We start from the raw sequence: 23,028 nt of genomic DNA on the forward strand, positions 1-23,028 counted from the left end.
GGTACGAGGGCAGCCAGACTGTACCCCGAGTAAGTGAGGCCAGCCTAGCCTAACCGGATAACTTTCCACCGGTCAGGATGAGTTGCATCCGCCGGATGGTCAGCGGCCCTGCGGGGCGGGCCCGTTCGACGGTTCGCGCCGGACGTGTGTGCGGCCGATCGGCACGATGAGCGGGCGGTCGCCCACCGGATCGTCGATCACCTCGGCCCGCAGCCCGAACGCCTCGTGGAGCAGCTCGGCGGTGATCACGTCCCGGGGGTGTCCCTGCGCCAGGACGGCCCCCGCCCGCATGACGACGAGGTTGTCGCTGTAGCGCGTGGCCAGATTCAGGTCGTGCAGGACCATGACCACGGTGCGGCCCGACTCGTGCAGATCGTCGACCAGGTCGAGTACGTCGATCGCGTGGGCCAGGTCCAGGTAGGTGGTCGGCTCGTCCAGCAACAGCAGGTCGGTGCCCTGAGCCAGGGTCATCGATATCCACACGCGTTGGCGCTGGCCGCCGGACAGCGAGTCGACGGGCCGGTCGGCCAGGTCCGCCACCCCGGTCATGGCCAGCGCGCGCCGCACGACGTCGGCGTCGTCCGACGACCACTGCCGCAACCAGCTCTGGTGCGGATGACGTCCGCGGGCGACGAGGTCGGCGACGGTCAGCCCTTCCGGCGCCACCGGCGCCTGCGGCAGCAGCCCGAGCTTCTTCGCCACGTCCCTGGTGCGGAGCCTGCCGATGTCCTCACCGTCCAGCACGACGGAACCGCCGGCCGGTTTGAGCAGCCGGCTCAGGGTCCGCAGCAGGGTGGACTTTCCGCACCCGTTGGGGCCGATGATCGTGGTGATCACCCCGGGTGGAACGGTGACGTCGAGCTTGTCGATGACCGTACGGTCGCCGTATCCGACGGTGATGCCCCTGGCTGCCAGCCGTGGGACGTCCTCGACGCCCACTTCGGTCCGGGCGGTGAACTGAGCGGCCACAAGCCCCCCTTGTTGAGGTTCGCCTTACTTCTACCATCTACCGGAGGTTCGCCCGTACCAACAGGTAGACGAGGAACGGTCCCCCGATCACCGCGGTGACCACCCCGACCGGCAGACCGATCGGCAGCGCCGCGCGGGCGACCAGGTCCGAGCCGATCAGCAGCAGCGCGCCCACCAGGCCGGAGGCGATCAGCGGCGGGGTGGACCAGCGCGCCAGACGCATCGCCACCTGCGGTGCCACCAGGGCGACGAACGGCACCGGACCGGCCGCGCTCACCCCCACCGCGGCCAGCAGGACGGCACAGAGCAGCAGGACGGCCCGAACCCGCGTGAACCGTACGCCCAGCCCGGCGGCGACGTCGTCGCCGAGGTGCATGGGCTTGAACGGGAAGGCCACCGCGGCCACGACGACGAGCAGGACGAGCGTGCACCAGAACGCCACCCGGACCTCGTCCCAGCTCCGGTTGTCCAGCGAGCCGATCAGCCACACCTGGGCGCGCGCCACGTCCCGGATGTCGGCGGAGGCCAGCAGCCACACCGTGACGGCCTGCATCGCCGCGGTGACGGAGATGCCGATGAGGATGAGCCGGAAGCCGTCGATCCCGCGTCGCCAGGCGAGGAAGTACACCAGCAGCCCCGTGCCGAGGCCGCCCAGGAGGGCCGCCGAGGAGAGCCCGACCGAACCGGTGATCGCCGCGGCGGTGCCGCCCGTCGTCGTCACCAGGAACACCGCGACGGCGCCGGCTCCGGTGGTGATCCCCAGGATGTCCGGGCTGGCGAGCGGATTGCGGGCCACGGACTGTGTGATGGCCCCGGAGAGGCCCAGCGCGATGCCCACGATGAGACCGGCCAGCGCCCGGGGCATCCGGAGGTCCATGACCACGAACGCGTCGACCGGTTCGCCCCGGCCGAAGAGGGTGGCGATGACCCGGGAGAGGCCGATGGGAAAGTCACCGACGGCGATGGACAGGCAGAAGACCAGGAAGGCCGCCACCGCGAGCACCAGCGTGACCAGTACGAGCCAGGGACGCCAGACGAACGACACCCGGCCGAGCCGCACGCCCGGCGGCATCGGCGCTCGCACTTCGGTTCCGCTCATGGGCTCCTGGACTTCCCTCATCTGCTCGTGAACCCGCCTCATGCGCTCTTGAACTTTCCTCGCCACACCAGGAGCGCGAAGAACGGGGCTCCGAGAAGGGCGACGACGACGCCCGCTTCCAGCTCTCCCGGCCGCACGACCAGGCGGCCCACGATGTCGCAGACCAGCAGCACGCCGGCGCCGAGCAGCCCCGCGTACGGCACCAGCCAGCGGTAGTCGGGGCCGGTCAGATAGCGGGCCACGTGGGCCACCATGAGCCCGAGGAACGCGATGGGGCCACTCGCCGCGGTGGCGGCCCCCGCCAGCAGCGTGATGGCGACGATGCCGATGGTCCGGCTCACCGCGATGTTCACTCCCAGGCCGCGCGCGACGTCGTCGCCCAGGTTGAGCAGGTTGAGGGCGGGCAGCGTGATCAGCGCCAGGACGAGCCCGACGGCGATGAACCCCGTCACCGGCCAGATGACGTCGAAGCCGACGCCGGCGACAGAACCCGCGTTCCAGAACCGCAGCGCGTTCAGCGACTTCTGGTCGGACAGGGCCACCGCCGTGGTCATCGCCGCGAGGAACACCGTGACGCCCTGCCCGGCCAGAGCGAGGGTCAGGGGGTTGCCCGCGCCCCTGCCGATACTGGCCAGGCCGAAGACGACGACGCCGGCGATCCCCGCGCCCACGAAGGCGAACCAGACGTACTGGAACGGGTCGGTGAACCCGAACAGGGCGATGACCGACACCACGGCGAAGGAGGCTCCGGCGTTCACGCCCAGCAGTCCCGTGTCGGCGATCGGGTTGCGGGTGTACCCCTGGATCAGCGCACCGCCCACGCCCAGGGCCAGACCCGCCACGATCGCGAGGACCGTGCGGGGCACGCGCACGGTCTGCACGATGAGCCGGATCTCGGTGAGCTTCTGGTCGGGCTCGGGGTCCGCGAACAGCCCGTGCCAGACCTCGGTGGGGCTCAACGCGCGCGCCCCGACGGCCAAGGAGACCGCTGCCGCGATCACCAGGGCCGCCGCGAGGACGCCCAGCCCGACGACCCGCCGTCGGCGGGTGTCGGTCGTCCCCCCTGGCACGGGGCGCTCCACCTCAGTCGTGAACATGTCGAGGAACGATATCCCTTTGATCGGAGCGGTCCCGCGGGGCCCGCCCGGCATGATCCAAACGAGAGGCCCTAGGGCAGGGTGGCGCCGCCGGCCCCCTCCGGCACCGGCCGGGACTCGTCGGAGGTGGACTTGACCCGGCGGTCGAGCAGGGAGTCCAGGATCTCGCCGACCCGTATCGCGGTGTTGGAGAGCAGCGAGGTGGTGATGCCGTGCGTGTGCTCCGTACCGCCCTGGAGGTAGATGCCGCAGCGCAGGCCGGGGTCGGTCACGATCCGGTAGTCGCGCTCGACCCGTACGCGGCCGGCGGCATCACGCGAGCAGCGCTCTGCGACCTCGCCGAGGACCCCGAGCGGGTCGGCGGGGCTGTATCCGGTGGCGAACACCACGACGTCGGCGTCCAGTTCCGACTCCTCGTCGGTCACCAGGGATTTCACGGTCGTCCGGACCCCGTCGGCTCTCTCCTCGACTCCGGTGACCCGGGAGACGTTGAGGAAGCGCAGCCGTTCGGTTCCCAGCACCTTCTCGCGGTACATCTGGCGGTAGAGGTCGTCGATCAGATCGATGTCCACGACGGAGTAGTTGGTGTTGCCGTGGTAGGCCATCAGCCGGCTCTTGACCTCCTCGGGGGCGGCGAAGTAGTCGTCGACCGCTTCGGGGTCGAAGATCCGGTTGGCGAAGCTGCTGTCGTCGGCGGGGCTGTAGCCGTAGCGGGAGAAGACCGCGCAGACCTCCGCGTCCGGGAAACGGCGGTGCAGATAGGCGACGTTCTCGGCGGCACTCTGGCCGGCGCCGACGACGACGAACCGCGAGGGCGAGGCGTTCTCCAGGCCGTCGACCTTCCGTAGCAGGTCGGAGTTGTGCCAGACGCGTTCCCCGCGTTCCACACCCTCGGGCATGAGGGGGCGCAGCCCGGTTCCGATGACGAGGTTGCGGGCCCGGTGGACAGCCAGCCCCTCGCCGGACCGGACGGTCACGTCGAGGTACTCCACCGTCCCGTCGTGCACGAACGGTGCGACGGCGACGACCTCGTGGCCGTAGGAGACCAGGTCGTCGACCTTGGCCGCGGCCCACTCGAAGTAGTCGTGGAACTCCACCCGCAGCGGGAAGAGGTTCTTGTGGTTGATGAAGTCGATCAGCCGGCCCTTGCTCTGCAGGTAGCAGAGGAAGCTGAACTCGCTGGTTGGGTTCCGCAGCGTCACCAGGTCCTTGAGGAAGGAGACCTGCATGGTGGCGTCGTCGATGAGCATGCCGCGGTGCCAGCCGAAGCTCGCCTGCTGCTCGAAGAAGTGGGCGGTGACCGAATCCTGCCTGCCGACCTTGCTGTTGTGCTCGCTGAGCGCGATCGCCATGGCCACATTCGACGGGCCGAAGCCGATGCCGATGAGGTCGTGGACCAGTGGTGTGTCGCCAGGAAGAACCTGTGACATGTCACTCCCATTCGTCTGGGAAAGTCGCCTGTCAGGCGTGGGGGTTGATGGCGAAAGGCGGGCAGGCCGACGGAACCGCCCACTTCGACTTAGGTGAGCCTAAGCTGACTAACAAGCCTTGTCGATAGGGCAAATGAGATGACAGTGCGCTGATGGTCCGTCACTCATGCCCGACAGCATGCAGTGTTGCCGACTCAGGTGAGGCTTGCTTTACTTGCCCGGCCCATCCCTGCCCCGAGGAGGAACCCATGCGGGTCGTCATGTTCGGTTACCAGACCTGGGGGCACCGCACCCTGCAGGCCCTCCTCGAATCCGAGCACACGGTGGTGCTGGTCGTGACGCACCCCAGGAGTGAGCACGCGTACGAGAAGATCTGGAGCGACTCCGTCGCCGATCTCGCCGAGGAGCACGGGGTCCCCGTCCTGATCCGCGAACGCCCCGACGACGAGGAGCTGTTCGAGCGCCTCAAGGAGGCGGACGCGGACATCATCGTGGCCAACAACTGGAGGACCTGGATACCGCCGCGCATCTTCGGCCTCCCCCGCCACGGCACGCTGAACGTCCACGACTCGCTGCTGCCGAAGTACGCCGGATTCTCGCCCCTGATCTGGGCGCTGATCAACGGCGAGAGCGAAGTCGGCGTCACCGCGCACCTGATGGACGACGAACTCGACGCCGGCGACATCGTCCGCCAGGAGGCGATCGCGGTCGGCCCGACGGACACCGCCACCGATCTCTTCCACCGCACCGTCGACCTCATCGCCCCGGTCACCATCGGCGCACTCGCCCTCATCGCCTCCGGGCGGACCGAGTTCACCCCGCAGGACCGGTCGAAGGCGACCTTCTTCCACAAGCGCGCGGCCGAGGACATCCGCATCGACTGGAACTGGCCCGCCGAGGATCTCGAACGGCTGATCCGCGCCCAGTCCGCCCCTTACCCCTGCGCCTTCACCTTCCACCGGGGGCGGCGGCTGGAGGTCCTCTCCGCCGTCGTGTCCCAGAACCGCTACGGCGGCACACCCGGCCGGGTGTTCTACCGGGAGGGCGAGGGCGTGGTGATCGTCGCCGGGGCCGACGCCCGCACGGGCCGCAACCACGGCCTCGCGATCACGCGCGTACGGACCGAGGACGGCCGCGAGCTGCCCGCGACCGAGTACTTCACCTCGATGGGCGGCTACCTCACCGGCCGCCCCTGATCCGGGGCGAGCGGGCCGCCGCCCGGCTCCCGCTCAGCGGACCGGGCCGGCGCGCGGGGCCGTCGAGGAATCGACGCGGACCAGGCGGTACCCCTTGAGCTCCGACTTCTTCTTCCGGCCCGGCGACATGGTCCGGCGGCGCGCGCTCCGCGTCCCTCGCGGCATACAGCCCGGCCACCACGGCCTCGGCCCAGGCATCCGGTCGCTCGCCCGCCGTGTCGCCCACCGGCCGATCAAGGGACCGCTCCTCTCCCCCGACATGAGTTGTTTAAGGTGCAACCTTATGCGTGATGTCCGCGGCGAGCGCGTCCGGGAGGACCGCCCGCCCACCGGGGCAGGGCACCGGCGGACGTCCCGGCCGCCCGGTCAGCCCGCCGTCGTCACGTCGCCCCGGGCCCGGGGGGTACGGCCGGAACAGCGGCCTGGACCGACGGACACGTCCTTACCGACCCGTGACGTGTGCGCGCCGCGCCCGGCCCGACGGCTCGCCGGGCCCTAGCGTGGCGGTCATGCGCGTACTGGTCACCGGCGGAGCCGGGTTCATCGGGTCACATGTCGTCGCCGCACTCGCCGCGGCCGGGCACGAGAGCGTGGTGCTGGACGCCCTGCTGCCCTCGGCCCACGCCGGCGGCACCCCTGCGCAACCGCCGGGCGACCGGGTGGTCGTCGGGGACGTCCGGGACCGGGAGGCGGTGGCGGACGCGCTGGCCGGGGTGGAGGCCGTGTGCCACCAGGCGGCCATGGTCGGCCTCGGCAAGGACTTCGCGGACGCCCCGCTGTACGTGGGGTGCAACGACCTCGGTACGGCGGTGCTGCTGGCGGAGATGGCCGCTGCCGGGGTCCGGGACCTGGTGCTGGCCGGGTCGATGGTGGTCTACGGCGAGGGCCGCTACGCCTGCTCCCGGCACGGCACGGTCCGCCCCGGGCCGCGCGCGGAGAGCGACCTGCGGGCGGGGAACTTCGAGCCGCGCTGCCCCGGCTGCGGGGCGGAACTGACGCCCGGCCTGGTGGCCGAGGACGCGCCCGTGGACCCGCGCAACGTGTACGCGTCGACGAAGCTGGCCCAGGAACACCTCGCCGCCGCGTGGGCACGGGCGACGGGCGGCCGGGCGGTGTCGCTGCGCTACCACAACGTGTACGGGCCGGGGATGCCGCGCGACACCCCGTACGCCGGTGTCGCCTCGTTCTTCCGCTCGGCCCTGGCGCGCGGCGAGGCCCCCCGCGTCTACGAGGACGGGGGCCAACGGCGCGACTTCGTCCACGTCCATGATGTGGCGGCGGCGAACGCGGTGGCCCTGGAGGCGGTACGGGAGCGGCGGCCCGCGTCCTTCGCCGCGTACAACACCGGCAGCGGCGAGCCGCACACCATCGGGGAGATGGCCGCCGCGCTGGCCGGCGCGCACGGCGGGCCGGACCCGGTGGTGACCGGGGAGTACCGCCTCGGGGACGTCCGCCATGTCACGGCGGACTCGCGGGCGCTGCGCGAGGAACTGGGCTGGCGGCCCCGGGTCTCCTTCGCCGAGGGGATGGCGGACTTCGCGGCGGCCCCGCTGCGTGGTTCGGCGGCCGGCCGGGAGGCGAGCGCCGTCACGCTGTCGGGAGCGTGACGGAGAAACAGCAACCGCCCTGTACGTTGCGCACCTCGGCGCGCCCGGCGTGCGCCTCGACGATGCCGCGCACGATGGCGAGGCCGAGGCCCGCGCCGGCGGGTGGGGTGCGGGCGTGGCTGCCGCGCCAGCCGGTGTCGAAGACCCGGGGCAGGTCCTCCTCCGGGATGCCGCCGCAGCTGTCGGTCACCGACAGCACGACACCGCCGTCGGAGCGGTGCGCCGCGACGGCCACGGTGCCGTCGGGCGGGGTGCGGCGGATGGCGTTGATCAGGAGATTGCCCAGGACCCGGCTCATCTCCTTGCCGTCCACCTCCACCGGCACCTCGTCGATCCGGTCGCCGATCAGCCGCACCCCGTGCTCACGGGCCAGTGGATCGACCCCGGCCAGCGCGTCGCCGACCAGGTCGTAGAGGGAGATCCGGGCCGGTGCCAGGGTGAGCGAACCGGCCTGGATCCGTGAGAGTTCGAACAGGTCGCCGACCATGCCGTTCATCCGCTCGACCTCGGTCCTTATCTGCCGCAGATAGCGCCCGGAGTCGGCGGCCATGCCGTCCTCCAGCGCCTCGGCCATGGCCCGCATCCCGGCGAGCGGGGTGCGCAGATCGTGGGAGATCCATGCGACGAGTTCGCGCCGCGAGGCCTCCAGAGCGCGTTCCCGCTCCCGGGAGCTGTCCAGCTTGGCACTGGTGGCGGCCAGTTCGCGGGCGAGTTCGGCCAGCTCGGCGGTGGGCTGCCCGGCGGGCGTCGCGAATGTGCCGCCGTCGCCGAACGACCGCGTGGCCAGAGTCAGTTCACGGCTGTGGGCCGCAACCCAGCGGCCCAGCAGGACGGCGGTGGCCAGTGAGACCAGGGCAGCCATGGCGACGACGGTCGTGACGACGTAGAGGTCGTGGGACGAGAGGAACATCGCCCAGGCGACCGTCAGCGTCCCGGCGAGCATCGCCGTGACGGCCACCCCGGCGACGACGCTCAGCGAGACCACCAGCGACCGGTGCCGCAGGAGACGCAGGACGGCCGCGCCGAGGAGCCCGGCGGCCGCCGCGCCGAGAAAAGCGAAGAGCGCGATGAGCAGGACGTCCTTCACCGCGAACGGCCCCCGGCCGGCGGCACGGGGGCGGTGGCCGCGCCCTCCTCCGTACGGTCCGCTTCGGCGTCCAGGCGGTAGCCCACGCCCCACACGGTGCGGATCAGCCGGGGGCGGGCGGGATCCGTCTCGACCTTGCCGCGCAGTCTGCGGATGTGGACGGTGACCGTCGACAGGTCGCCGAAGTCCCACCCCCAGACCTCCCGCATCAGCTCCTCCCGCCCGAACGCCTTCCCGGGGTGCCGGAGGAGGAAGGCGAGCAGGTCGAACTCCCGGAGCGTCAGGGCCAGTCCGCGCCCGTCACGGTAGGCCTGCCGGGCCGCCGGGTCGAGGCTCAGTCCGCCCCCGGACAGCGGGCCGGCCCCGTCCGTCGGTACGGCGGCCCGGGCGCGGCGCAGCACGGAGTCGACCCGCAGGACCAGTTCGCGCGGGCTGAACGGCTTGGTGACGTAGTCGTCGGCGCCGGTCTCCAGTCCGAGGACGCGGTCCTCCTCGTCACCGCGGGCGGTGAGCATGATGACGGGGACCGGGCCGTGCTCACGCATCCGGCGGCAGACCTCGAACCCGTCCATGGCGGGGAGCATCAGATCCAGGACGACGAGGTCGGGCCGGTGTGCCGCGAACCGTGTCAGCGCGGCGGGGCCGTCGCCGGCCTGCTCGACGGTGTAGCCGGCGCGGTGCAGGTAGCCGACGACGACCTCGGCGACGGTGGGGTCGTCGTCCACGACGAGGACCCGGCCGCGCGCCCCTTGCTGGACGGGCTCCGGATGCCGGGCGGGCGGGGTGTTCTCCATGGCCTCCACTGTGGCACCCCCGCCCCGGGACACCCGGGGCCGACTGCCCCCATCCGGCCGATGTCCATGTTTCGTAAGAACCTGATGCCCTGAATGCCGGAGTTGTCTCCGTAGGGTGATGCGGGTGACCGATTCTTCTGCCGCTCTTCCGTTTCCGCCCGCCCCGCACACCGGCCTGCCCAGGGCCGACCTCGTGCTGCCCTGCCTCGACGAGGCGGCCGCGCTGCCCTGGGTGCTCGATCGCGTCCCCGACGGCTGGCGCGCGATCGTGGTCGACAACGGCTCGACCGACGGTTCGGCCGAGCTCGCCCGCTCCCTCGGCGCGCACGTCGTCACGGAGGAACGGCGCGGGTTCGGCGCGGCCTGCCACGCCGGGCTGCTCGCCGCCGAGGCCGAGTTCGTCTGCTTCTGCGACTGCGACGGCTCGCTGGACCCCGCGCTGCTGACCGGCTTCGTGCGGCGGATCGCGGACGGCGAGTGCGATCTGCTGCTCGGCCGCCGCCGCCCCGAGGGCCGGGGCGCCTGGCCGCCGCACGCGCGCGCCGGCAATCTGGCGCTGGCCCGGATGCTGCGCCGCCGCACGGGTCTGCGGCTGCACGACCTCGGCCCGCTGCGGGCGGCCCGCCGGAGCGATCTGCTCGCCCTGGACCTCACCGACCGGCGCAGCGGCTATCCGCTCCAGATGGTGGTCCGGGCCTCGGACGCCGGGCTGCGGGTCGCCGAGAGCGACGTCCCCTACCGGCCGCGCACCGGGAAGTCGAAGGTGACCGGCACCTGGCGCGGGACCTGGCAGGCGGTGCGCGACATGCGGGGCGTGCTGCGGGAGCCACCGGCGGACCGGGCGTCCGACCGGGCCGGGCGCGCGGAGACGGAGGCCGTTCGATGAGCGCGTACGGACCCACGGAGCTCCTGGTCATCGCGAAGGAGCCGGTGGCGGGGCGGGTCAAGACCCGGCTCTGCCCGCCCTTCTCCCCCGCCGAGGCCGCCGAGCTCGCCGCCGCGGCCCTCGCGGACACCCTGGACGCCGTGCTCGCCCTGCCCGCACGGCGGCGTGTCCTGGTCCTCGACGGGCGGCCGGGCCCCTGGGTGCCTCCGGGCTTCGAGGTGGTGCCGCAGAGCGCGGGCGGCCTCGACGAACGTCTCGCCGCGGCCTTCGGCGGGTGTACGGGGCCGGCCCTGCTGGTCGGCATGGACACCCCGCAGATCACGTCCGCGCTGCTCGGCCCCGCTCTCGCCCCGGGCGCCTGGGACGGCGCCGGGGCCTGGTTCGGTCCGGCCGAGGACGGTGGCTTCTGGGCCCTGGGCCTGGCGGATCCCGATCCCGCTCTGCTGCGCGGAGTGCCGATGTCCGTCCCGGAAACGGGTGCGGTGCAGCGGCGCAGACTGGTGGAGGCGGGGCTCGCCGTGCGCGATCTGCCGGTCCTGGTCGACGTGGACACCGCTGCCGACGCCCACCGGGTCGCGTCGGCGGCGCCGGGCGGCCGGTTCGCCGCGGCGCTCGGCCGACTGACCGGGGCGGGGGTGCGATGAGTACGACCGTGCCCTCGTCGGGGCTCGCCTCCCCGGCCCCGGGCGACCGCGTCGGGGCCCCGGACGCCCACGGAGCGGCCGTCGGCTCCACGGACGCCCCCGGCGCCGCGCCGGTCCGCACCGCTCCCTGGGGCGCCGACCCGTACGCCAACGCCCTGCGCACCGGCCGCGGTCCGCTGTTCCTGCGCCGCAACGACGGCTGGCTGCTGCCGCTGGACGTGGAGCGCTGGTGCTCCCACGCGGGCTCCGCCGACCTGTCCGCGCTGCACCGGTGCGAGGGGCCGGTGCTGGACATCGGCTGCGGGCCGGGGCGGCTGGTGGCGGAGCTGGCCTCGCTCGGACACCGGGCGCTGGGCATCGACGTCAGCGAGGCGGCGGTGGCCCGCACGCGCGGGCTCGGCGGCGCCGCTCTGCTCCGCAGCGTGTTCGACCCGCTGCCCGGGGAGGGCCGTTGGGGCACCCTTCTGCTCCTCGACGGCAACATCGGCATCGGGGGCGACCCGGCCGCCCTGCTGGACCGGGCGGCCGATCTGCTCGGCGTCGGCGGGCTGCTGATCGCCGAGACCGCCCCCGTCGACGTGGACGAGCGGGTCCGGGTCCGGCTCGACGACGGCCGGGACGGAACGGACGGGAGGACCGTCCCCGCCTCCGCGCGCGACGCCGAGCCGTTCCCGTGGGCGCGGATCGGGACGCCTGCCCTGCTGCGACACGCCCGCGCGGGCGGCTGGCTCACGGCCGATCAGTGGGGCGCGGAGGGGCGGACCTTCGTCTCGCTGCGCCGGCCGGTACGGGAGCGGAGCCCCCGGACCAGCAGCCAGAGCGCGGAGAGTGCGAACAGCACGCCGGTGATCAGCAGCCAGTTGCCGAAGTAGACGTCCGGGGAGGTGCCGGCGGCGGCCTCGTACCGCCGTTCGGTGCGCCGGGCGATCAGCGGGAACCAGATCAGCAGGAGCAGTCCGGAGAGGAACGCCGGCACCCGGACGAAGTTCACCAGGGCCGGCCGGGGGCCGAGCGCGGCGCGCAGCGCCCGGTCGGCCCCCGCGTACACCGGCAGCAGCACCAGGTCGTGCAGGACGGCCGACCCGGCGAACCAGAGCAGCACGCCGACGGTGTCCCCGTCCAGCAGCCGTACGCCCGCGTAACCGGCGAGGCAGAACGTGGCGGCGAGCAGCAGCAGGTGGAGCGGGCCCTCGCCGTACAGGCGGCGCGGCGAGAAGCGCGAGCGGCGGGGGGCGGGGGACGCGGGCGGCAGGGCTCGGGTGGACATCACAGCTCTCCGAACGTCAGGGTCTCGACCCACTTGGTGTTCAGCACCCCGGGCGCGGCGGGGACGATGATCCTGGCCGGGTAGCCGTGGTCCGCCGACAGCGGCGCGCCGTTCACCTCCAGTGCCAGCAGCGAACGGCCGTCGCGGACCTGGTTGTCGCGCAGCGCCGCCTTGCGGAACGAGCCACTGCGCTGGAGCGACTCGACGAACACGCCCGGCGGCCGGTCCGGGTATCCGGCGAGCGCCGCCAGGTCGGAGAGCCGCACCCCGCGCCACCGCTGGTCCGAGGTCGACCAGCCCTCCACGCAGGCGATCGGGAGCGCGGCGCCGTGCTGTTCCATGGCCAGCAGCTCGGCCCGGGAGAAGCGGAACTCCCCGGCCGGTCCCCGTACCGTCAGCCGCCAGCGCTCGTCGGTGTCGGCGGGCCTGATCCGTACGGCGGCGGCGGTCTTGTTGATCTGGAAGGCGTTCGGGCCGGGCCCCGGGTCGGTGCCGCCGCGCGGGGTGAGGAGCGCGATGCGGCGCAGCGGCCCGTCGAAGCTGCGACCGGCCGAGGTGATCAGCAGCAGCAGCGAACCGGCCCCCACGAGGGCCAGCGCGCCGCGCCGGGACAGGGTGGCGGGCAGCGGGTCGGGGGCGGCGAGGGTGTCCGGTTCGCCGCGCGGGATACCGTTGCGCAACACCCGTACGGCCTGTGGCGTCTTGAGGGCCACATGGGCGACGAACCCGGCGAGGAAGACCCAGGCCCCGTAGAAGTGCAGGGTGTAGAAGGACCCGGGGAAGAGGTAGTCCAGCTGGATGTTGAGCAGCCCGGTGATGAACTGGAACAGTGCCCCGCCCACGAGCAGCAGCAGCGAGATCCGTTCCAGGGCGTGGCCCACGGAACGGGCGGGCGGCAGCGCGAAGAGCCGGGGGACCACCGACCAGAGCTTGGCGAGCAGGACGGGCACGAGAACGATGCCGACGGTGACGTGCAGGCCCTGGGTCAGCCGGTAGAGCCAGTGCGGGCCGGTCGGCCAGGAGAACAGGTAGAAGCCGAGCCACCCCTTGCCCGGGGTCTTGTCGTTGACCCGGTTCAGGTCGGGGTTGTAGGCCGCGTACGAGAGCAGACCGGTGACGAACAGCAGGGTGAGTCCGGCGAGCAGGATGACGCCGAGCACGGCGGTGAAGCGCGCTCCGCGCACGGGGCTGCGCCAGAATGCCGGGTCGGCGGGGGTGCGCAGGGCACGGAGGGAGTCGGGGAGGGAGCGGATGCGGCGGCGTTCGGGCATGAGGCCGACGCTAGGCGGGGAACAGCGCCGACGGGCGGAAGCGACTCCTGACGAAACTCTGACATCGCGGCCGTACGGGGGAACGGGCATCGCCGCCGGACGAGCGAATCTGACGGTTCGATGACGCGGCCCTGTCGTACCGCCCGATCGCGGCCCGGTGTGCATAGCGTGCCAGCGTGAAGACCGAGGACGCCACCCCCACGGACACCGCAGGCGGCACGGGGCACGGCCCGCCCGCACCACCGGACCACGACCCCGACCGCACCCGGCGCGCGGGGCGGGCCGACCTGGTCGCCGCCGCCGCGGGCGTGCTGCTGGTCACGGCCGCGGTGGTTCTCGGCCATGTCATCCAGAACCGGGACGGGAGTCTGCGCGCCCAGTGGCCGCCGCTGCTGGCTTCCTGGGACCCGCACCTGGGTCCGGGCACCCCGGCCGCTCTGATCATGGCGGTGCTGGTGGTCGCTCACGGCCCGGCGCTCGCCGCCCGGCTGCCCTGGCGTGGGCTGCTGGCCGCGGCCTGGGCCGGGTCGATGGCCTGGGTCTTCTCGATGGCGCTGATCGACGGCTGGTACCGGGGTGTCGCGAAGCGGCTCACCACGAAGCACGAGTACCTGCGGGTCATCGACCGCTTCGAGGACATTCCCGCCACCCTGCGCGACTTCACGAACCACATCGTGATCGGCGAGCCCGGCAACTGGCCCGCGCATATCGCCGGGCATCCGCCGGGCGCGACGCTGACCTTCGTGTGGCTGGACCGCATCGGTCTCGGTGGCGGCGCCTGGGCGGCCGTCTTCTGCGTCGTGGTGGGCGGTTCGGGGGTGCTGGCCGCCCTGACCACCCTGCGCCTGCTGGCCGACGAGCGCCTGGCCAGGCGCGCCGCGCCCTTCCTCGTCCTCGCCCCGGCCGCCGTCTGGGCGGGCGTCTCCGCCGACGGCTACTTCACGGCCGTGGCCGCCTGGTCGGTGGCGCTGCTCGCGCTGGCCGCCACCCGCCGGGTCCGCTTCCCGGCCGCGGCGGCGGCCGGCGGGGGTCTGCTGTTCGGGTGGACCTGCTACCTCAGTTACGGGCTGGGGCTGATGGCGGCCGTGCTGCTGGCGGTGCTGGTGCTCGTCCGGACCGCACGACCGGTGCCGTTGTTCCTGCTCGGCGCCCTCGTGGTCCCGGTGGCCTTCACGCTCGCCGGGTTCAACTGGTGGACGGCCTACCACCTGTTGGTCGAGCGCTACTACCAGGGCGCGGGCGGCGTCCGCCCGTACGGCTACTGGGTCTGGGCCAATCTGGCCTGCGCGACCCTCGCGGGCGGGCTCGCCGCCGTCGCCGGGCTGCGCCGGAGCGCGGTGGCCGTGCCCGGCGCGGTACGGGCACTGCGGGGCGGCTCCGCGGCGGCCTCCCCGGAAGCGAGGCTGGCGCTGCTCGTCCTGGCGGCGCTGGCGGCGCTGCTCGCCGCGGACCTCTCCGGCATGAGCAAGGCGGAGACCGAGCGCATCTGGCAGCCGTTCCTGCTGTGGCTGCTGCCGGCGACGGCGCTGCTCCCCCGTCGGGGTGTGCGGTGGTGGCTGGCCGCCTCGGCCATTCCGGCCCTGCTGATCAACCACCTTCTGTGGACCGGGTGGTGATGGCACACCAGTGGGACCTCTACGTCCTTCACTTGGTCTCCAGGTCCCGGCGGCGGAAGCCCGTCAGCCCCAGCAGGATCAGTCCGGCGGCGACAGCGGTCAGGGCGAGCAGCGGGGTCCAGTTCATCCCGGCGGCCGGGAGTCGCGGCACATGGCCGAAGGGCGACAGGTTCTCCATCCAGCCCGGGAGCTGGAGGACCGGCCCCAGGTACCCGACGACGAACGCGTACACGGGCACGATCCACGCCACCGCTCCCGCATGTGGGAACCAGCCGAAGAGCAGGACGGCCACGCCGACGGTCACCCACAGGGCGGGGGCGTACGCGGCGGCCGCTCCGACCAGGTCGAGGACCAGGCCCCCGTCCCCCGCCGACGCCGCGCCCGAGAGGCCGAAGCCCAGCCCGGCGAGGACCAGCAGCGCGGTGCCGCCGGCCAGTGCGACGGCGACATGGCTTCCGAGCCAGCGGTTCCGGGAGAGGCCGGTGGCCAGCAGCGGTTCGGCGCGGCCTGCGCTCTCCTCGGCGCGCGGTCGCAGCGCGGCCATCACCACGTACACGGCGGCGACCACCGCGACGACCACCATCACCATGGACGCGAACGACTCGGCCACGGTGCTGCCACCGATCTTCGCCAGCGCCTCCTGGACCTGTTCGACGTCCTTCACCATGTCGGCTGCCTCGCCGAGGATCGAGCCGTACATGACGCCCATCAGGCACAGCCCGGCGCCGAAGCCGAGCAGGGTCGCCCGGTGCAGCCGCAGGGCGAAGCCGAAGGGCCGGGTGAGGGCGTCGGACGCCGTACGCCGGCCGAGCCGCGCGGCGCGCAGGCCCGCGCCGACATCGCGTCGGGTGCTCAGGACGAATCCGTACGCCGCGGTCAGCGCGGCGAGGGCCAGGCAGAGCGCCAACGGCCACCACCGGTCGTCGACGAAGACGTAGGTGCGCTGGATCCAGCCGATCGGGCTCAACCAGGACAGGGCGTCGTTGCCCACGTCGCCGGAGGCCCGCAGCACATAGGCGGCGCCGATCGCCGCGAGCGCCATGCCCGAGGCTCCCCGGGTATGTGGCGTGATCTGTGCGGTGACCGCGGCGATCCCGGCGAAGACGAGCCCGATCGCGGCATGGGTGAGGCCGTACAGCAGCGCCCCGCCGGGGCCGATTCCGTCGATGCCCATCGCGGTGAGGCCCAGGGCCAGCAGCAGGGCGAGCGCGAGGTTGGCCACGGCGGCGAGTGCCAGTGCGGAGGCGAGGTGGGCGTGGTGCCCGACGACGGTGGAGCGGACCAGTTCGGCGCGGCCGGTCTCCTCCTCGTCGCGGGTGTGTCGGGTGACGATCAGGATGCTCATCAGACCCACCAGGACGGCCATGAAGCCGATCAGTTGGTGACCGAGCATCGCCCCGGCGGTGTAGTCGGAGAGGTAGTGACGAGGGCCGGTCATGGCGAGCGCGGCCGGGCTGTCCATGGAGCCGACGGCGGTGGCGCGTTCCTCGGGAGTGGAGTAGAGCGCCTTGTACTCGGACGCCGTGGCCAGCGTGCCCAGGGTGAGGGCGAGCAGCCATACGGACATGCGGACGCGGTCCCGGCGCAGTCCGAACCGGACCAGGGTCCCGGTACCGGTGAAGGCGACGGAGGCCCCGGTGGGCGCGGACCTTCCGGAGGCGTCGAGCGGCGTGGCGGTGCTGGTCATCGGGGAACGCCGCCCTTCCCGCCGGTGGAGGTGGAGGGTGTCCCGTCGGAGTACGTCGGCGCGCCGGAGGGCGCGGGGTCGCCGTTCCCCGTACGTCCGTTGGACGCGAGCTCGTCGCCGTAGTGGCGCAGCATCAGCTCTTCGAGCGTCGGCGGATGGCTGGTCAGGCTCCGGATGCCGAACTCGCCGAGCCTGTGGATCGCGGCGTCGAGGTGTGCTCCGTCCACGGCGAAGTTCACTCTCCGGTCCATCGCCTTCAGTCCGTGCACCCCGGGCACGGCGTCGAGTCCGGTGGCCGGGCGCTCCGTCTCGGCCTCGACGGTCGTGCGCGTGAGGTGGCGCATCTCGCCGAGCGTGCCCGACTGCACGGTGCGGCCCCGGCGGACGATGCTGACGCGGTCGCAGAGCTTCTCCACCTGGGCCAGGATGTGGCTGGAGAGCAGCACGGTCTTCCCCGCCGCCTTCGCCTGGAGGATGACGTCCTGGAAGACGACCTCCATCAGGGGGTCGAGGCCCGCCGTGGGCTCGTCGAGGAGGAGCAGTTCGGCGTCGGAGGCGAGCGCGGCGACGATGGCGACCTTCTGCCGGTTGCCCTTGGAGTAGGCGCGGCCCTTCTTGACCGGATCGAGGTCGAACCGTTCGATGAGTTCGTCGCGCCTTCGCCGGTCGAGGCCGCCGCGCAGCTTCGCCAGCAGGTCGATGGCCTCTCCTCCGGTGAGGCCCGGCCACAGCTCCACGTCCCCGGGGACGTAGGCGAGCCGCCGGTGCAGCTCGACCGCGTCCTTCCACGGGTCCTTGCCGAGGAGTCGGGCACCGCCGGAGTCGGCGCGCAGCAGCCCCAGCAGGATGCGGATCGTCGTGGACTTGCCGGCCCCGTTGGGTCCGAGGAAGCCGTGGACCTCACCTGCTTCGACGGCGAGGTCGAGGCCGGTGAGGGCGTGCGTCCGGCCGAACGACTTGTGCAGTCCGGCGACGGTGATGGCCTTCTTCATATTTCGAAAGTACGCTTCTTTCAGAAGTGTGTGAAGTTAAGAAACCATATGAATCGCTCGATAGACTGGCCGAGGATGCGGGCAAAAACGCGTGTCAGGAACCACAGGGACCGGGGTCGGAGCATGGATGAGCGGCGGGCAGAGAGCCGCGTGGACGGCGGCGACGACGAGGCGGCCCTCTCCCTCTTCGTGGAGCGCTTCGCCGCCCAACTGGTCCAGGCGGGCATGTCACGCATGCCGGCCAGGGTCTTCGCCGCCCTGCTCTCGTCGGAGCGCGGAGCACTCACCTCCGCCGAACTGGGCGAGCTGCTGAAGATCAGCCCGGCGGCCGTGTCGGGAGCCGTCCGCTATCTCGCCCAGGTCAACATGGTCAGCCGTGAGCGGGAGCCGGGGTCCCGGCGTGAGCGCTATCGCGTGCAGGGCGACCAGTGGTACACCGCACTGCTGGAGCGGGACACCATGATGAAGAACTGGCAGGCCACGATGCAGGAGGGCGTGGACCGGTTCGGCCTCGACACCCCGCAGGGACGCCGGATCAACGACACCCTGGAGTTCTTCCGGTTCCTGGAGAAGGAGCTCGGGTCGCTGATGCAGCGTTGGGCCGCGCACCGGGCCGAACACCTCGGCGGCTGAGAACGCGGCGCCCGGCAGGACGCTTCCTCAACGCCCTTCAGATCAACCGCTGTTCGGCGAGGTCGAGCCAGTGCTCCACGTCGGACGGGGCGAAGTGCCTGATGGCCCAGTCGACCATGCGGAGGCTCATGTGGGCCCACGCGGGCCGCAGGACGTCCTCGGGGACCGCGTCGAGAACGGCGTCCAGGTGTCGCGTCACCCCCGGGCCCGCTCCCCCGCCGTGGATGCCGAAGCGCAGGGTGACCAGATCGAAGCGGTGGTCACCGCGGGCGGCCCCGTCCCAGTCGACGACGCCGGTGATCGAGCCGTCGGCCGCCAGGAGGTTCCCGGGGTGGAAGTCCATGTGCACGGCATCGTCGCCCGCCAGCCGGTCGGGGTGGTCCGCGCCGATCGTGGCGACCCGGTGTTCCAGCGCGGCGCTGCGGCGTCCATGCCGGCGCAGGGGTTCGTGCAGGCAGTAGCCCGGCCCGTCCCGGCGCAGGAACAGCTCCGTTGCGGGGACGCCGGGGTGGTCGGCGAGCCGGCCCGCCTGCAACCGGTTGAGTTCGAGCGCCTGGACCAGCGAATCGTGGTCGAGGTGGTCGATCTTCGCACCGGGCAGGAGCTCCAGGACCATGACGACCGCGTGGCCGACCTGGGCCACCAGTTCGGTGGCCGGGGCCGGGCAGCCTGCGTGCCGCAGCACCCGGCTGACGGTGAGCGGCCCTGCCTCCAGGTCCGCCACTCGGCTGTGCGGTCGCCACTTGAGCACCGAACGGCGATGGTCCGGCCGGCGCACATAGGCGGTGCCGACCTGACCGCCCGGGCAGGGGCCGTCGAGAGTCAGACGGACACCCGTCCGCTCCTGAAGGGCGTCGAGCGTCCTGGCGGCATCGAGGCGCTCGGCCCGCGCCCAGCGTTGCGGCGGAGAAGTCATGGGTCCCATGATGACCGCGCGGTACGGGCAGGGGCTACGGCGTCCGTGCCGCCGGGCCGGGCCGTGGGCACGGCCGAAGGCTGCCGCCCGCCAGCCGTGAGCGGACGGCAGCCCCGCCGGAGGCGGGACGAGGATCAGTCCGGGAGCCGGTCCATGATCCAGGTACCCAGCTCCTCGGTGATGCCCGTGTGCGCGGTGGTCGTGGACGAGCAGAGGAAATCGTCGAGTTCGCTCTCCTGCGGGTCCAGGTCACCGACGTTCGCGTACAGGTCGTCCTGCTTCTCGATGTCGCGGATCGCGACCGCGCTGACCGTGGGGACGAAACAGACGTCCTCGTGGCGCAGGTCGATCTTGCCGCCGAGCTTCTCCATGGCCCCGGAGAGGATCTTGTACGTGTGCAGGGTCCCGCCCGGGGCGCCGTCCAGCTCCGGGAAGCCGTTGGTCGCGATGGTCCTCTCGGCCTTGGGGAACCTGCGGTTCAGATACCCGGCCGTCACATCGTCGCCCTGCGCCTGGGTGTAGAAGGTGGTGCCGGGGTAGATCCGGTCGATCCGCAGCGCGACCTCGCCGGGCCGCACGTCCGGCAGACCGATGCCGTCGCCACGGCCGTTGGCCACGGCGATCTTCATCGGGATCTGCGGCCAGTTGCCGACCCGGTCCAGGGCGGCCAGGAACTCCGTGCGCTCCGGGGCGACCGTGGTCTTCTCGGTGTCCTTGTCGTAGTGCTGCCACAGCATCTGGCGCGCGGCCGGGCTGTTCATCTGCTTCGCGAAGTCGTTCGGGAACGGGATGAAGTGGGAGAACGCCTGCACACCGACGGGGATGGAAGCGCCGCGGTGCGGGCTGTCGTAGGAGAAGTACAGCGCGGTCCGGTGGTCCATCCGCTGCGTCTCCAGTCTGGCGAGTGCGTAGCGGGTGACGATGCCTCCCATGCTGAAGCCGCCGACGACCAGGCGGGCGTCGCCCAGCTGCTCGGCTGTCGCCCGCAGGATGGCGGCCACCGCCGCCTCCGCGTTGTCCAGGATCGACGCGCTGCGCTCCTCGAATCCGAGGAGGATGACGTCCCTGCCGCGCCGGCGGAGCTCGCTGATGAACGGGAAGCTGCCGCTCTCCAGCCCGTGGTAGAGCACGTCGAGCTTGCTCCGGCCGAGGTTGAAGCCGTCGGCCATGATCACGGGCCGGACGAGGCCGCCCCGGTTGCCCTCGCCGGGAAAGACCCACGCGAAGCCGTTCGGCAGGGGCCATTCCTCGTGCGCCGGTACCTCGATGGGCCCGGCCGGTTCAACGGTGAGCGGGCCGCCGAGGGTGAAGGCACCGACATTGGGCTCGGACGTCTCTGACATCGTCGTACTCCTGGGGGAGGTGGGCGGGACGACCTCATCATGGTGGGCGATATGGGCGTATCACCCCTGGGAGCCGGGGAGTTCACCACATCTGATGATCATGAGCGGAAAACGCGTTCAGTGCGTCCGGCAGATGCTCGTGCCCTCCCGGCGCCTCGACGAAGAAGTGCTGGTCCGAGCCTCAGCCCGAACCTGCGACCAGCGCCTCGCCGAGCGGGGTACGCCGGTAGAGCACCGACCGTCCGGACCGGGCGCGGACGAGCAGCCCCGCGCGCATCAGGATGGCGAGGTGGTCTCCTACCGCGCCGGGTGCCATGGCGAGGCTTCGGGCGAGGTGGCTCGTACTGGCCGGGGCGTCCAGCGCCAACAGCAGCCGGGCCCGGGCCCGGCCGACCAGGGCGGTCAGGGCGTCCGGCCGGGGGACGGTCTCCTGTTCGCCCCACAGGGCGGCGGTGCCTCGGGCGGGATAGATCAAGGTCCGGGGCCAGGGGTCTTCCGTGTGGGCGGCGATATTCCTGACGAAGACCGAAGGGATCAGCAGGAGCCCGTCGCCGGCGAGGCGGACCGTTCCGACGTCGGGGAAGTGGCCGATCTCGATGCCGCCGGCTTGCCAGGTGATGCTCGGGTGCAGGCTCTCGACGGCCGTGGCCCATCCGTGTTCGCCGATCACCCCCACCCGGTGTACGACGTCGCGCTCACAGATCGCGCGCAGTTGCGGCCAGTCCGGGGCGAGCAGTTCGTGCCACGCCCGGTTCATCGCCTCGGCGATCCGGGAGACGGCGTCCGTCGCGTCCAGCACCGCGCGTACGCGGGGATCACGGGCGGATCGGCCGGTCGCGGTGGTCGCGAATTCGTGGCGGGCAGCTTCCAGCGGCGTGGCCCGGATCATGGCCAGGTCGTCCGCCCAGGTCTGGTTGAGGCCGCGCGGGGGCGGAGCGACGAAGTCCGGTCCGCCTTGCGGGGTGTACAGGGCGAGGACGGCGTTCAGTTCGCTCTCATGGCGAAGCCGTTCAAAGGCCGGCAGGAGCCGGGTGGCCCAGGCTCGCGGCAGCGGCCTGTCCCGGCCGGCGAGCGAGCCCAGCAGGAAGCAGAGGTCCATCGCGGGCGACAGTGCGAAGCGGCTGCGCAGTAGGTCGTCGACGGAGACTTCGAAGCGCAGCACCCTGCCATGCTACCGGCGGAACATTGTTCCGATTCGTCCAGCGACGAATCATTGGTGGGTGGCGTGGGCGCACCATGAGGCTGGGCGTCATGACTTCGACCGCCGAGCCCGCGCAGGGCAACCACCGTGCCACCTACCGGGAGGTGCTGGCCGAGCCGCGGTTCCGACTGCTCTTCGCGACCCGCGCCGTCGCGATCACGGCGGACGCGCTGCGGATCACCACGTTCTCGGTTCTGGTCTTCTCCTCCACCGGCTCCGCGCTGCTCAGCGCAGTGGCCTTCGGCATCGGCTTCATCCCGCAGCTGTTCGGTTCGCTGTTGCTGGGCTCACTGGCCGACCGGCTGCCGCCCCGCGCGCTCATCACCGGCGGCTACGCCTTGACGTGCGCCACCGCCCTGCTGCTCGCCCTGGTGCGGATGCCGGTCGCGGCGAGCCTCGGTGTCGTGGCACTGGTCTCTCTCGCCACACCGGTGTTTCACGGCGCGTCGAGCCGGCTGGTCGCTCAGTCGCTGGAGGGTGACGCCTATGTACTGGGCCGTTCCCTGAACAACATCGCCGGCGCCGGCGCGCAGTTGTTCGGTCTGGCGCTGGGAGGTGCGGCCGTCGCGGCACTCGGCCCACGCCGGGCGCTCGCGGTCGGTGCCGTCCTTTACCTCGGCTGCGCGCTTGCTGTCCGCATCCGGCTCCCCCGGCTGCGGCCGGGGCGGTTCGGCGGCACACCCGGCGGCCCCGGGGGCGACAGCGGGCCCGTCCGTGCGAGCCTGCACGGTGCGGGCCTGCTGCTGCGCGGACGCACGGTGCGACGACTGATGCTGGCCCAGTGGCTACCCGTCGCGCTCGTAGCGGGCGCGGAAGGCCTCATCGTCGCCTACGCGGGAGAACGCCGATTCGCGCCCGGCTGGTACGCGGTGCTGATGGGCTGTCTGCCGGTTGGCATGCTCGTCGGCGACCTGCTGGTGGGCCGAATGCTACGGCCACGTACCCGGGAGCGACTGGTGGTCCCGTTGGCCGCGCTGGCGGGACTGCCTCTGATCGGCTTCGCCGCCGAGCCCGGGGTGGGCGTCTCCTCCTGTCTGCTGCTGGTCAGCGGCCTCGGATACGCCTACGGCCTCGGCCTGCAACGCCCGTTCCTGGACGCCCTGCCGCAGGACGGCCGAGGTCAGGCCTTCGGCTTGCTCGGCTCCGGCAGCATGACGCTGCAGGGCGTCGGACCGGTCTGCTTGGGCGCGGTGGCAGCAGGCATGGGAACAGGCGGCGCAATCGCCCTGGCAGGCGGCGCGGTGGCACTCACCGCCGGGTGGATTCTCACCTGGTACCCGCCCGCCCCTCCGG

At 72.3% G+C, this 23,028-nt stretch carries 20 protein-coding genes; 8 read left to right on the forward strand and 12 right to left on the reverse strand.

All coding sequences use genetic code 11. From position 1 onward, the window contains the following. Window positions 1-99 precede the first annotated feature (99 nt). The 4 genes from HET64_RS00675 to HET64_RS00690 all read right to left on the reverse strand — a co-directional run bounded on the left by HET64_RS00675 (window position 100) and on the right by HET64_RS00690 (window position 4,595). Window positions 100-969, reverse strand: a complete 870-nt coding sequence (locus HET64_RS00675; RefSeq protein WP_215101066.1) for an ABC transporter ATP-binding protein — start codon at window positions 967-969, stop codon at window positions 100-102. Between the two features lie 37 nt (window positions 970-1,006). Continuing rightward, on the reverse strand, window positions 1,007-2,068 hold the full coding sequence (locus HET64_RS00680) for an iron chelate uptake ABC transporter family permease subunit (RefSeq protein ID WP_215101074.1): 1,062 nt from the start codon (window positions 2,066-2,068) through the stop codon (window positions 1,007-1,009). Window positions 2,069-2,106: 38 nt separating this feature from the next. After that, complete coding sequence (locus HET64_RS00685) at window positions 2,107-3,165, reverse strand: iron ABC transporter permease (protein ID WP_215101076.1); 1,059 nt, start codon at window positions 3,163-3,165, stop codon at window positions 2,107-2,109. A 71-nt stretch (window positions 3,166-3,236) separates the two neighbouring features. Continuing rightward, the gene (locus HET64_RS00690; protein ID WP_215101078.1) at window positions 3,237-4,595 is read right to left on the reverse strand and encodes a lysine N(6)-hydroxylase/L-ornithine N(5)-oxygenase family protein; all 1,359 of its coding nucleotides are present in this window, start codon (window positions 4,593-4,595) and stop codon (window positions 3,237-3,239) included. Between the two features lie 248 nt (window positions 4,596-4,843). On the opposite strand from HET64_RS00690, the gene HET64_RS00695 reads away from it, so the two are divergent. Both HET64_RS00695 and HET64_RS00700 read left to right on the forward strand, forming a co-directional pair. Next, window positions 4,844-5,791, forward strand: coding sequence for a methionyl-tRNA formyltransferase (locus tag HET64_RS00695; protein WP_215101080.1), 948 nt, complete (start codon window positions 4,844-4,846; stop codon window positions 5,789-5,791). A 509-nt stretch (window positions 5,792-6,300) separates the two neighbouring features. Further along, window positions 6,301-7,398 (forward strand): NAD(P)-dependent oxidoreductase, encoded by a 1,098-nt coding sequence (locus HET64_RS00700; RefSeq protein WP_215101082.1) that lies wholly within the window; start codon window positions 6,301-6,303, stop codon window positions 7,396-7,398. Here HET64_RS00700 and HET64_RS00705 read toward each other — a convergent pair. Then, on the reverse strand, window positions 7,379-8,485 hold the full coding sequence (locus HET64_RS00705; protein ID WP_215101084.1) for a sensor histidine kinase KdpD: 1,107 nt from the start codon (window positions 8,483-8,485) through the stop codon (window positions 7,379-7,381). The genes HET64_RS00700 and HET64_RS00705 overlap by 20 nt on opposite strands. Then, the gene (locus HET64_RS00710) at window positions 8,482-9,279 is read right to left on the reverse strand and encodes a response regulator transcription factor (protein ID WP_215101086.1); all 798 of its coding nucleotides are present in this window, start codon (window positions 9,277-9,279) and stop codon (window positions 8,482-8,484) included. Before HET64_RS00710 ends, HET64_RS00705 begins: the two co-directional genes overlap by 4 nt. 118 nt (window positions 9,280-9,397) lie before the next feature. Here HET64_RS00710 and HET64_RS00715 point away from each other — a divergent pair, with 118 nt between their 5' ends. The 3 genes from HET64_RS00715 to HET64_RS39765 are packed head-to-tail and all read left to right on the forward strand — an operon-like array spanning window position 9,398 to window position 11,681. Beyond that, a complete protein-coding gene (locus HET64_RS00715) occupies window positions 9,398-10,165 on the forward strand; it encodes a glycosyltransferase family 2 protein (RefSeq protein WP_215101088.1) in 768 nt (255 codons plus the stop codon). Next, entirely contained in the window at window positions 10,162-10,809 is a 648-nt protein-coding gene (locus tag HET64_RS00720) for a DUF2064 domain-containing protein (protein WP_215101089.1), read from the forward strand. Before HET64_RS00715 ends, HET64_RS00720 begins: the two co-directional genes overlap by 4 nt. Further along, entirely contained in the window at window positions 10,806-11,681 is an 876-nt protein-coding gene (locus tag HET64_RS39765; RefSeq protein WP_215101091.1) for a bifunctional 2-polyprenyl-6-hydroxyphenol methylase/3-demethylubiquinol 3-O-methyltransferase UbiG, read from the forward strand. Before HET64_RS00720 ends, HET64_RS39765 begins: the two co-directional genes overlap by 4 nt. 394 nt (window positions 11,682-12,075) lie before the next feature. Here the strand turns inward: HET64_RS39765 and HET64_RS00730 are convergent, their stop codons facing one another. Beyond that, window positions 12,076-13,347, reverse strand: coding sequence for a molybdopterin-dependent oxidoreductase (locus HET64_RS00730; RefSeq protein WP_215101093.1), 1,272 nt, complete (start codon window positions 13,345-13,347; stop codon window positions 12,076-12,078). A 176-nt stretch (window positions 13,348-13,523) separates the two neighbouring features. On the opposite strand from HET64_RS00730, the gene HET64_RS00735 reads away from it, so the two are divergent. Further along, a complete protein-coding gene (locus tag HET64_RS00735) occupies window positions 13,524-14,963 on the forward strand; it encodes a hypothetical protein (protein ID WP_215101095.1) in 1,440 nt (479 codons plus the stop codon). Between the two features lie 28 nt (window positions 14,964-14,991). Here the strand turns inward: HET64_RS00735 and HET64_RS00740 are convergent, their stop codons facing one another. Beyond that, window positions 14,992-16,650 (reverse strand): ABC transporter permease, encoded by a 1,659-nt coding sequence (locus HET64_RS00740; RefSeq protein ID WP_215101097.1) that lies wholly within the window; start codon window positions 16,648-16,650, stop codon window positions 14,992-14,994. After that, window positions 16,647-17,642: an ABC transporter ATP-binding protein gene (locus HET64_RS00745; RefSeq protein ID WP_215101099.1), complete on the reverse strand. Its 996-nt coding sequence runs from the start codon at window positions 17,640-17,642 to the stop codon at window positions 16,647-16,649. Before HET64_RS00745 ends, HET64_RS00740 begins: the two co-directional genes overlap by 4 nt. Before the next feature lie 123 nt (window positions 17,643-17,765). Here HET64_RS00745 and HET64_RS00750 point away from each other — a divergent pair, with 123 nt between their 5' ends. Further along, window positions 17,766-18,275, forward strand: a complete 510-nt coding sequence (locus HET64_RS00750) for a GbsR/MarR family transcriptional regulator (protein ID WP_215101101.1) — start codon at window positions 17,766-17,768, stop codon at window positions 18,273-18,275. Between the two features lie 37 nt (window positions 18,276-18,312). On the opposite strand, the gene HET64_RS00755 is transcribed toward HET64_RS00750, so the two are convergent. From HET64_RS00755 to HET64_RS00765, 3 genes are all read right to left on the reverse strand, one after another. Then, window positions 18,313-19,191, reverse strand: a complete 879-nt coding sequence (locus tag HET64_RS00755) for an aminoglycoside phosphotransferase family protein (RefSeq protein ID WP_251144573.1) — start codon at window positions 19,189-19,191, stop codon at window positions 18,313-18,315. Between the two features lie 134 nt (window positions 19,192-19,325). Then, a complete protein-coding gene (locus tag HET64_RS00760) occupies window positions 19,326-20,534 on the reverse strand; it encodes a triacylglycerol lipase (protein WP_215101105.1) in 1,209 nt (402 codons plus the stop codon). Window positions 20,535-20,715: 181 nt separating this feature from the next. After that, window positions 20,716-21,696, reverse strand: a complete 981-nt coding sequence (locus HET64_RS00765) for a winged helix-turn-helix domain-containing protein (protein ID WP_215101107.1) — start codon at window positions 21,694-21,696, stop codon at window positions 20,716-20,718. Between the two features lie 89 nt (window positions 21,697-21,785). On the opposite strand from HET64_RS00765, the gene HET64_RS00770 reads away from it, so the two are divergent. Beyond that, window positions 21,786-23,028: MFS transporter (locus tag HET64_RS00770; protein ID WP_215101109.1), on the forward strand; the 1,243-nt coding region annotated here is incomplete at its 3' end.

Origin of the sequence: Streptomyces sp. McG3 (assembly GCF_018619185.1) — a bacterium.
Taxonomy (GTDB): domain Bacteria; phylum Actinomycetota; class Actinomycetes; order Streptomycetales; family Streptomycetaceae; genus Streptomyces.